Annotated in this window: 9 protein-coding genes and 1 pseudogene; 7 read left to right on the plus strand and 3 right to left on the minus strand. The window is 69.6% G+C overall.

Annotated elements, in window-relative coordinates:
* Positions 1–135 precede the first annotated feature (135 nt).
* Positions 136–582 carry a hypothetical protein gene (locus tag AC2VNT_RS03210; protein ID WP_486945484.1) on the minus strand — a complete coding sequence of 149 codons (447 nt, stop codon included), beginning with the start codon at positions 580–582 and terminating at the stop codon, positions 136–138.
* A gap of 125 nt (positions 583–707) precedes the next feature.
* Here AC2VNT_RS03210 and AC2VNT_RS03215 point away from each other — a divergent pair, with 125 nt between their 5' ends.
* Complete coding sequence (locus AC2VNT_RS03215; RefSeq protein ID WP_486945485.1) at positions 708–1,139, plus strand: CBS domain-containing protein; 432 nt, start codon at positions 708–710, stop codon at positions 1,137–1,139.
* A 57-nt stretch (positions 1,140–1,196) separates the two neighbouring features.
* On the opposite strand, the gene AC2VNT_RS03220 is transcribed toward AC2VNT_RS03215, so the two are convergent.
* Positions 1,197–1,778 carry a type II toxin-antitoxin system PemK/MazF family toxin gene (locus AC2VNT_RS03220; protein WP_486945486.1) on the minus strand — a complete coding sequence of 194 codons (582 nt, stop codon included), beginning with the start codon at positions 1,776–1,778 and terminating at the stop codon, positions 1,197–1,199.
* 163 nt (positions 1,779–1,941) lie between these two features.
* Here AC2VNT_RS03220 and lepA point away from each other — a divergent pair, with 163 nt between their 5' ends.
* Genes lepA through AC2VNT_RS03235 form a run of 3 tightly spaced genes read left to right on the plus strand, consistent with a single transcriptional unit; the run spans position 1,942 to position 5,316 of the window.
* Positions 1,942–3,792, plus strand: coding sequence for a translation elongation factor 4 (gene lepA, locus AC2VNT_RS03225; protein ID WP_486945491.1), 1,851 nt, complete (start codon positions 1,942–1,944; stop codon positions 3,790–3,792).
* A gap of 22 nt (positions 3,793–3,814) precedes the next feature.
* Complete coding sequence (locus tag AC2VNT_RS03230) at positions 3,815–4,546, plus strand: sensor domain-containing protein (protein WP_486945487.1); 732 nt, start codon at positions 3,815–3,817, stop codon at positions 4,544–4,546.
* A 41-nt stretch (positions 4,547–4,587) separates the two neighbouring features.
* Complete coding sequence (locus AC2VNT_RS03235; protein ID WP_486945488.1) at positions 4,588–5,316, plus strand: sensor domain-containing protein; 729 nt, start codon at positions 4,588–4,590, stop codon at positions 5,314–5,316.
* Between the two features lie 10 nt (positions 5,317–5,326).
* On the opposite strand, the gene AC2VNT_RS03240 is transcribed toward AC2VNT_RS03235, so the two are convergent.
* Positions 5,327–7,393, minus strand: coding sequence for a glycoside hydrolase family 15 protein (locus AC2VNT_RS03240; RefSeq protein ID WP_486945489.1), 2,067 nt, complete (start codon positions 7,391–7,393; stop codon positions 5,327–5,329).
* A gap of 133 nt (positions 7,394–7,526) precedes the next feature.
* Between AC2VNT_RS03240 and AC2VNT_RS03245 the strand changes: the two genes are divergently transcribed.
* From AC2VNT_RS03245 to AC2VNT_RS03255, 3 genes and pseudogenes are all read left to right on the plus strand, one after another.
* Complete coding sequence (locus AC2VNT_RS03245; protein ID WP_486945492.1) at positions 7,527–7,718, plus strand: hypothetical protein; 192 nt, start codon at positions 7,527–7,529, stop codon at positions 7,716–7,718.
* A 288-nt stretch (positions 7,719–8,006) separates the two neighbouring features.
* Complete coding sequence (locus tag AC2VNT_RS03250) at positions 8,007–9,029, plus strand: sulfate ABC transporter substrate-binding protein (protein ID WP_486945490.1); 1,023 nt, start codon at positions 8,007–8,009, stop codon at positions 9,027–9,029.
* A 90-nt stretch (positions 9,030–9,119) separates the two neighbouring features.
* Positions 9,120–9,224: pseudogene (locus tag AC2VNT_RS03255) on the plus strand (molybdate ABC transporter permease subunit); the annotation flags it as partial.
* Positions 9,225–9,544 lie beyond the last annotated feature (320 nt).

Raw genomic sequence — 9,544 nt, forward strand, 5'->3', positions numbered from 1 at the left:
ATCTGACCACAACGCGGCCAAAGACACCCGGCTACGCAAGCTCCGCCGGGTAGCTGTCGCCTGCCCACTCACCCTGGGGATTTTCCGGTCAGGCACCTCGAACCGGAGTCGGCCCGGCTCGGCCGGCGCCGCCGGTCAGGACCGCTGCAGCTGAAAGTCGCTGACGGTGCTGCCCGGCGCCAGCCGGCCCGCGCAGCCCGGCCCGTCGGGTGTCGTCTCACTGACACCGGCCAGGGTGTTCGGGTCCCAGGTGTAGTGAGCGGTGCCGGGGATGTCGCCCTTGGGGTTCCCGAACTGATCCGAACACACCACGGTCACGGGGAGGCTCATCGTCCACTCGCCGTTGACCAGGTGCGCCTGGGCGATCGAGCAGCCCTCGTGGTTGTCGGTGGCGCAGGCCTCCACCGATGCGCAGCCGACCCCGCACGGGGTGGCGAACCAGTAGGTGGTGAACGTCTGGTGGTTCAGCCGGTTGGTCGCGGTCCGGACGTAGTGCCCGTCCATCTGGGGTTCGGCACCGGCCGGCCCGGCGCCGATCAGGGCCACGACGGCGGTTGCCCCGGAGATGATCGACATGCGCACGCGGATGCCTCCTATCGGGCTGTGAATCCGACCGAGTCTACCCGCCGGCTGGGCTCGATCCGGCCGCGTCGAAGTCCGAATCGACGTAGCCTGATGTGGAGCGGATCACGACGGCGGGAGGCGGCATGCGGATTGGCGATGTGCTGGGCAACAAGGGCGCGGCGGTGACGACGATCAGCCCCGACGCGACGGTTGCCGAGTTGGTTGCCGGCCTGACCGAACACAACATCGGCGCCATGGTGGTGATGGGGGCGAACGGCGGCGTCGACGGTGTGGTCTCCGAACGTGACGTGGTGCGCCAGCTGCACGCCCACGGCGCCAGCGTGCTGGTCCGCCCGGTCTCGGCGATCATGACGTCGTTGGTGGCCACCTGCACCAAGGCCGACACCGTCGACGACATCAGTGTGTTGATGACCGAGCATCGGGTGCGGCATGTGCCGGTGCTGGAGAACGGCAAGCTGGCCGGGATCGTCAGCATCGGCGACGTGGTCAAGTCCCGGATGGAGGAGTTGCAGGCCGAGCACGCCCAGCTGAGGTCCTATATCGCCCAGGGCTGACGGCGATCGCAAGACCGGCGCCAGCCGGTCGTAGCGGGTCGCCGCAGGGGAGAGCACTCAGCTCCACGAGTAGTCGACGCGCAGCCGGGCGGCCACCGCCTCGAACGCGGCTCGGTCCAGGATCGCGCCCTGCCGGCGGATCCCCTCCTCCGGCACGTCGAGCACCCGGTCCAGCTGCACCCAGCTCGGTGCGCCGCTCTCGTCCCAGCTGCCGGAGCCGATGCCGACCCAGTTGCGCGCGTCGCGGCCCTGCCGGGCGCAGACCATCAGGCCCAGCAGGGTGCCGTGGTCGCGCCCGACGACCAGCACCGGCCGGTCCTCGCCGCGATCGGGGTCGTTGCCGTGGACCACCCAGGTCCAGACGATCTCACCGGGATCGGCGCGGCCGGCCAGGTCGGGCGCGTACACCAGCTGGCGGGCCCGATCCGCCGTGGGGGCGCTGATGCTGGTGACCGGCCGGCCCGCGGAGATCGCCGCCGGCGCCGCGGATGCGCCGGTGAGCAGGTCCAGGCCGACCCGGATGCCCTGCTCGATGCCGCGTTCGACGACCTGCTGGACGAACTTCGGCGCGTCGTCGAAGACCAGTTTCTCGACGAAGTCCTGCATCGTCTCCCACTGGCCCTTCCGCGGGGAAGCCATGCTCGCAGCATAGTGAGATTCGGTCCGCCGTGAGGGGCGGCCGGCGGCGTCCCGGCGATACGACGCGGCGTTTCTGCTGTTCGATTGGGCCACCCGGCCGCCGTCTGGCTACCCTGACTGGGTAAGCGCCACCCGTCACGCCGCAGTCCCCGCAGGAGATCCCATCAGCAGTTTCGCCGACCAGACGTTCACCGCGCCGGCGCAGATTCGGAACTTCTGCATCATCGCCCACATCGACCACGGCAAGTCCACGCTGGCCGACCGGATGCTGCAGCTCACCGGTGTCGTCGACGAGCGGTCGATGCGCGCGCAGTACCTGGACCGGATGGACATCGAGCGAGAACGCGGCATCACCATCAAGGCGCAGAACGTCCGGCTGCCCTGGAAAATCGGCGATGACGAGTACGTCTTGCACCTGATCGACACCCCCGGCCACGTCGACTTCACCTATGAGGTGTCCCGCGCGCTGGAGGCCTGCGAGGGGGCGATCCTGCTGGTCGATGCCGCCCAGGGCATCGAGGCGCAGACCCTGGCCAACCTGTACCTGGCGCTGGATCGCGACCTGGTGATCATCCCGGTGCTGAACAAGATCGACCTGCCCGCGGCCGACCCGGAACGCTACGCCGCCGAGCTGGCCCACATCATCGGCTGCGAGCCGTCCGACGTGCTGAAGGTCTCCGGCAAGACCGGGGAAGGGGTGGCCCAGCTCCTCGACGAAGTGGTCAAACAGGTGCCACCGCCCACCGGCGACGCCGACGCGCCCACCCGCGCGATGATCTTCGACTCGGTCTACGACATCTACCGCGGCGTGGTCACCTACGTGCGGGTGGTCGACGGGGCGATCACCCCGCGGGAGAAGATCGCGATGATGTCCACCGGCGCCACCCACGAGCTGCTGGAGGTGGGCATCGTCTCACCCGAGCCCAAACCCACCAAAGGGCTCGGCGTCGGCGAGGTCGGCTACCTGATCACCGGGGTGAAGGACGTCCGCCAGTCCAAGGTCGGCGACACCGTCACCACCGCCCGCCACGGTGCCACCGAGGCGCTCACCGGCTACCGCGAACCCAAGCCGATGGTCTACTCCGGGCTCTACCCGGTGGACGGGTCGGACTACCCGACCCTGCGGGACGCGCTGGACAAGCTGCGGCTCAACGACGCCGCGCTGACCTACGAGCCGGAGACCTCGGTGGCGCTGGGTTTCGGGTTCCGCTGCGGCTTCCTGGGCCTGCTGCACATGGAGATCACCCGGGAGCGGCTGGAACGCGAGTTCGACCTGGACCTGATCTCCACCTCGCCGAACGTGGTCTACCGGGTGACCCGGGAGGACGGGTCGGAGGTGGTCGTCACCAACCCGTCGGACTGGCCGGAAGGCAAGGTCGGCGCCGTCTACGAGCCGGTGGTCAAGACCACCGTCATCGCCCCCAGCGAGTTCATCGGCACCATCATGGAGCTCTGCCAGTCGCGGCGCGGCGAGCTCGGCGGGATGGACTACCTCTCCCCGGAGCGGGTCGAGCTGCGCTACACCCTGCCGCTGGGCGAGATCATCTTCGACTTCTTCGACGCGCTGAAGTCGCGCACCCGCGGCTACGCCAGCCTGGACTACGAGGACGCCGGCGAGCAGCAGGCCGACCTGGTCAAGGTGGACATCCTGCTGCAGGGTGAGGCCGTCGACGCGTTCAGCGCGATCGTGCACCGCGACGCCGCGCTGGCTTACGGTCAGAAGATGACCGGAAAGCTCAAGGAGCTGATCCCGCGTCAGCAGTTCGAAGTGCCGGTGCAGGCCGCGATCGGCTCGAAAATCATTGCCCGGGAAAACATCCGGGCGATCCGCAAGGACGTGCTCTCCAAGTGCTACGGCGGTGACATCACCCGCAAACGCAAGCTGCTGGAGAAGCAGAAGGAGGGCAAGAAGCGGATGAAGACCATCGGTCGGGTCGACGTGCCCCAGGAGGCGTTCGTCGCCGCGCTCTCCACCGAGGCCGGGGCCGCCGGTGTCGACAAGGCCAAGAAGTGAGCAGCCAAGAAGTGGGCCGCCGGTGAGGTGGGCCGGCCGGGTGCTGGCCGCGCTGCTGCCGGGGCTGCTGGTGCTCGGCTGCACCCGGATTGTCGACGGGACGACCAAGCCCGCGCCGGGCCTGCAACCGCGGCCGGTCACCGGCGAGGCCGTCAAAGAGGTGCTGCCGGACGGCGTCGCACTCTCCGACGTGTTCGGCCAGTCGTTCGAGGCCAAAGCCGAGTTCCGGCCGCGCTTCGGCGGTGTCGGCGAGCTGCAGAAGGTGCCCGGGTCGCCGGCCGACTGCCTGGCTGCCAGCAGACTGATGCCGCGCCAGGCCTACCAGGACACCGAGACCGACACCATCGCCACCCGCAGCTGGTGGAACTCCACGCCCGACGACCTCGACCCGGCGGTGATCAACGTCGACCTGGGGGTCGCGGCGCAGCCCACCGTCGCCGCGGCGGGAACGCTGTTTGACGCATTCAGCCAACGCTGGCGGGGCTGCAGCGGGACGCCGGTGAGTGTCGCCAACGGCAGGTTCATCAGCACGATCCGTGACGTGCGGTTGGCCGACTCCGTGGTCTCCGGCGTGGTCTCGGTCGAGTTCTCCGACGCCGGCCCCACCATCGATCACCTGCACGCGCTCGGTGTGCGGGCGAACTGCCTGGTCGAAGTCGATATCGCGTTGTACGGGAAGAAGACGGCGACCGACGAAGACCGGCTGACCGACATCACCCGGCAGATGCTGGACACCGTCAGCGAGCTGACCTGACCGCAACGGCGTGGACGCGGACGAGGGCCAGCGGGCCGCTGGTGGCGCTGGCGCTGGGTTTGGCGCTGGTCAGCGGCTGCGCCCAGATCGTGGCCGGTCGGGTCCGCCCCGGTCCGGACCTGATTCCCACCCCGGTCATCGGGAAGTCGGTGCGGCAGGCGCTGCTCGACGACGCGGAGCTCTCCGAGATGTTCCACACCACCTTCGAGAGCAACCCGAAGTCGCCGCCGCGCTTCGGCGGTATCGACGAGCTCACCGACAGCTGGGCGTCGGCGGTGCCGCACGACTGCGTCGGGGTCGCGGCGGTCGCGCCGCGGAACGTCTACCGGTCCCTGCAGGTGCAAGAGACCGCCTGGGAGTCCTGGCGGAACCGGGCGATCGGCACCGCCGAGGTCTCGGCGGTCGGCGAGGCGGTCGTCGCCCTGCCCACCACCGCCGACGCCCGGTCGGCGTTCGAAACGTTCTCCGGGCAGTGGAGCGGATGCGGCGGCGCCACCATCACCCGCGACAATCGGTCCGACCCCGTCACCATCGCGGTCTCCGACGTCGCGGCCGCCGACTCGGTGCTCGCCGCGACCGCGCACGCCACCGTCCGTATCGGCGATCGAACCCTCGGCATGTGGTCCCGGCGTGCCCTGGGCGTGCAGGGCAACTGCCTGGTCGACGTCCAGGTCTTCTTCGGCGCCGATGATCGGCCGACCGAAGACAGCGCTCCCGGGGTCGCCCGGGCGATGATGGACAAGATCGACCGGCTGGGCGTCCCCGGCTGAGAGGCCGCAGCTACACCGGTGCGTTCGCCGGCTGGAACCCGCCGGAGCTGTCCGACTCATCCTCGGCGCGGATCACGTGCACCACCGCATTGATCAACGCCAGGTGGGTGAACGCCTGCGGGAAGTTGCCCAGGTGCCGTCCAGTGCGCGGCTCGATCTCCTCGGCGTACAGGTGCAGCGGGCTGGCGAACGACAGCAGCCGCTCGCACAGGTGCTTGGCGCGGCTGACCTCGCCGATCTCCACCAGCGCCGACACCAGCCAGAACGAGCAGATGGTGAAGCTGCCCTCCTCACCGGCGAGGCCGTCGTCGGTCTCGTCGACGCGGTAGCGCAGCACCAGGCCGTCCTCGGTCAGTTCGTCGGCGATGGCCAGCACCGTGGCGCGCACCCGCGGGTCGTCCGGCGGCAGGAACCGGGTGAGCACCGTCTGCAGCAGCGAGGCGTCCAGCACGTCGCTGCCGTAGCTCTGGGTGAAGACGCCGCGCGAGTTCACCCCGTGGGTGAGCACGTCGGCCTTGATCTCCTCGGCGATCGCCCGCCACTGCTGGGCGTATCCGCGTTCGCCGTGCAGGTCGGCCAGCTTCGACCCACGATCCAGCGCCACCCAGCACATGATCTTCGACGAGGTGAAGTGCTTGGGCTCGCCGCGCACCTCCCAGATGCCGCGGTCGGGTTCGCGCCAGTGCGCGATCGCCTCGTCCACCTGCTGTTTGAGCACGGGCCACAGCGTCTCGGGAATCTGCTCGCGGCTTCGGGCGTGCAGGTAGACCGAATCGAGCATGGTGCCCCAGATGTCGTGCTGGCTCTGGTCGTAGGCGCCGTTGCCGACCCGCACCGGGTGCGCGTTGTCGTACCCGGAGAGGTGATCGAGCTCCTCTTCGACCAGTTCGCGCTCGCCGCCGACGCCGTACATCACCTGCAGCGGGTGCGGCTCGTCGTTGTTGGCCCCGGAGACGTCGGCGATGAACGCGAAGAAGTCGTCGGCCTCTCGGTCCAGCCCCAGGGTGTAGAGACCCCACAGCGCGAACGTCGAGTCGCGGACCCACGCGTAGCGGTAATCCCAGTTGCGATCCCCCTGCGGTGTCTCCGGCAGCGAGGTGGTGGACGCGGCCAGCAGCGCTCCGGTCGGGGAGTAGGTCAGCCCTTTCAGGGTCAGCGCGCTGCGCTGCAGGTACGCCCGCCACGGGTGGTCGGGGAAGTCGCCGATGTTGATCCACTGCCGCCAGCATTCGGCGGTGTTCCACAGCTTGGCGGCGGCCTCCTCGTAGCTCTGCGGTGCCGGGTGCGCCGACCAACTCAGCGCGACGAACACGTTGTCGCCTTCTTTGAGCCGGGTGCGGGCGCGCGCCTCACCGCCCTCGAGGCCGATCCGCAGGTTGGTGGTGAGCCGCAGCGTCGGATGGTCGTCCGGGTTGTGTTTTGCGCGGGCGACCGCCTCGCCGTAGGCGTTCGACGAGTACTCCCAGACGGCGCCGGACCGGTGATAGTCGAACGCCGGCTCGCAGCTCATCGCCAACTCGACCGTCCCGCTGACGCATCGCGCGCTGCGCAGCAGGATGTGCTCGGCGTCCCAGTCCGTCGGGGTGCGACGGTGTGTGGCCGACCGCGCCTCGATGTCGTGCCACGGCCCCATCACCAGCGCATCCCGCACGATCAGCCAGCCGGTGTGGGTCTGCCAGGTGGTCTCCAGAATCAGGCTGCCGGGCAGGTAGCGCCGCGCCGGCGGCACCGACACCCCGTAGGGCCCCAGCCGGAAGTGGCCGGCGGTGCGGTCCAGGACGGCGCCGAACACGCTGGGCGAGTCCGGCCGCGGCAAGCACATCCACTCCACCGAACCGGCCGGGGAGATCAGGCAGGTGTTCTCGCAGTCGGAGAGGAACGCGTAGTCGGCGATCGGCGGGAACGGGTTGCGTGGCTGCGGTGTCGCGCCGTAGGGCACCGGCGCCGTCACCGACAGCGGGCCGAGACTGCTGGGTTGCCCGGCTGTGGTGTCGGCGGCCGCTCGATTCTCTGCGGCCTCCGGGGTCTCCAGATCCTCGTCGGACGTCTCGCCGGAGGGCGGGGTGTAGACAGCCATTCCGTCATCATCGCCGTCGGCCTGTCGAACGTCCAATGCCGCCGGGCGTGTCCCACAGCCGTTGTCACGATGTCGTGCCCGAGGTGCCGGTTCCGGCCGGCGCCGGATAGGCTGTCGGGGTGGAGTGGGTGGCTTGGTCGGCTTCCTGAACTGGTGGGACGGCGTCGAATTGTGGCTGTCCGGACGTGGTTTCGTGGTGCAGACCGCGGTGGTGATGCCGGTGGTGCTGGCGATGGCGTACGGCCTGGCGGTGTCACTGGATGAGTTGCTGGGTATCGGCATCCGGCTGATCCACCGCGACCGGCACGACGATGGGGCGTCGTGATGCCGCGATCACGGGTGACGTTGGTGCTGGTGATCCTGATCGCGCTGGTGATCGTCAGCTGGCTGCTCACCCGCTGACGGCGTCGTCGTTCTGTTAGGCTTCCCGGCGTGCGTACCGCATCGGGTGACCGGCCGTGCCACCCGTCGGCCCGCGCTGACCTGCGCTGTTGTCGCTGAGTTCGCCGCCGTCGCGCCCCGGTCACGCATCGTCTGGTAGAAAGCCGCCGAGCGTCCCGTTTTTCGCGACGGATCTCCCCGTCAGCCTGGAATCCGCACCGAAAGGTCACCGATGCTCACCACCGCCGCGCGTGTGATTGCGTTGCTGGCCCTCTCGGCCGGGACCGTCGCCGGCTGCGGCGGCGGCCCCAGCGACGTCGTCGGCGGTGCGGGACGAAGCGGCGGGCAGACCGGCATCGCCTTGGTCGCCTACGCGGTGCCGGAGCCCGGCTGGGCCGCGGTGATTCCGGCGTTCACCGAGACCGACGCCGGCAAGGACGTCAAGGTGATCACCTCCTACGGGGCCTCCGGTGACCAGTCGCGGGCGGTCGCCGCCGGCAAACCGGCCGACGTGGTGAACTTCTCGGTGGAGCCCGACATCACCCGGCTGGTGGAGGCCGGCAAGGTGTCGCCGGACTGGAACAAGGATGCCACCAAGGGCATCCCGTTCGGTTCGGTGGTGACCCTGGTGGTGCGCCAGGGCAATCCGAAGCACATCCACGACTGGGACGACCTACTGCGGCCCGGCGTGGAGGTGATCACCCCGAGTCCGCTCAGCTCCGGCTCGGCGAAGTGGAACCTGCTGGCGCCGTACGCGGCGAAAAGCGGCGGCGGGACAAATCCGCAGGCCGGTCTGGACTTCATCGCGAAACTCGTCGGCGACCACGTCACCCTGCGGCCCGGCTCCGGCCGGGAGGCCACCGACGTGTTCATCCAGGGCAGCGGCGACGTGCTGATCAGTTACGAGAACGAGGCGATCGCCGTGGAACGCAAGGGCAGACCGGTCGAGCACGTCACGCCGCCGCAGACCTTCCGGATCGACAACCCGGTGGCGGTGCTGAGCGCCAGCAGGCACCTCGACGCGGCGACGGCGTTCAAGAACTTCCAGTACACGCCGGTCGCCCAGCAGCTGTGGGCGCAGGCCGGCTTCCGGCCGGTCGACCCGGCGGTGGCCGCCGAATTCGCGGCGCAGTTCCCGGCCCCCGAGAAGCTGTGGACGATTGCCGACTTGGACGGATGGGCGGTGGCCGACGCGCAGCTGTTCGACAAGAACGCCGGCCGTATCACCAAGATCTACACCCGGGCGACCGGATGACCGCGGTCCTGACCCCGGAACGCCGGTCGGAGGCGGCGCCGGCCGGGCCGCAGAGCACCTCGCTGCGGGTCGGTGCGGCGGTGCGGTGGCTGGCTGGCGATCAGCTCGCACGCCGCGCTGGACTCGTTCCGGGTGACGCTGACCATCTCCGCCGCGGTCACCGTGCTCAACTTGGTCTTCGGCCTGCTGATCGCGCCCGGCCACGACGCCACCGCGCAGGCGGTCGGCGTGCTGCGCGCGGTCGTCGAATCGTCGCCGCGCCGCGTGATCTGTTCTACGGGCAGCGGCAGCTGCTGCTCACCGACCCGGACGGCGCGCTGGCGGACGTCTCCAGCACCGTCACGCCGGCCGGCGAGTTCACCGCCGGCCTGGTCCAGGACGGCGAGGCGATTCGCCTGCGGGGATGAGGGTCCGCACCGGCGGACACTCACACCTTGATGACGGCCAGTCCGGCTACCCCGTCGAGTGCGTCGAAGTCGTTGTCCTGGCTGACGACTGGTAGTTGCCGTGATACG

This window comes from Mycobacterium sp. TH-M15, from assembly GCF_057473705.1.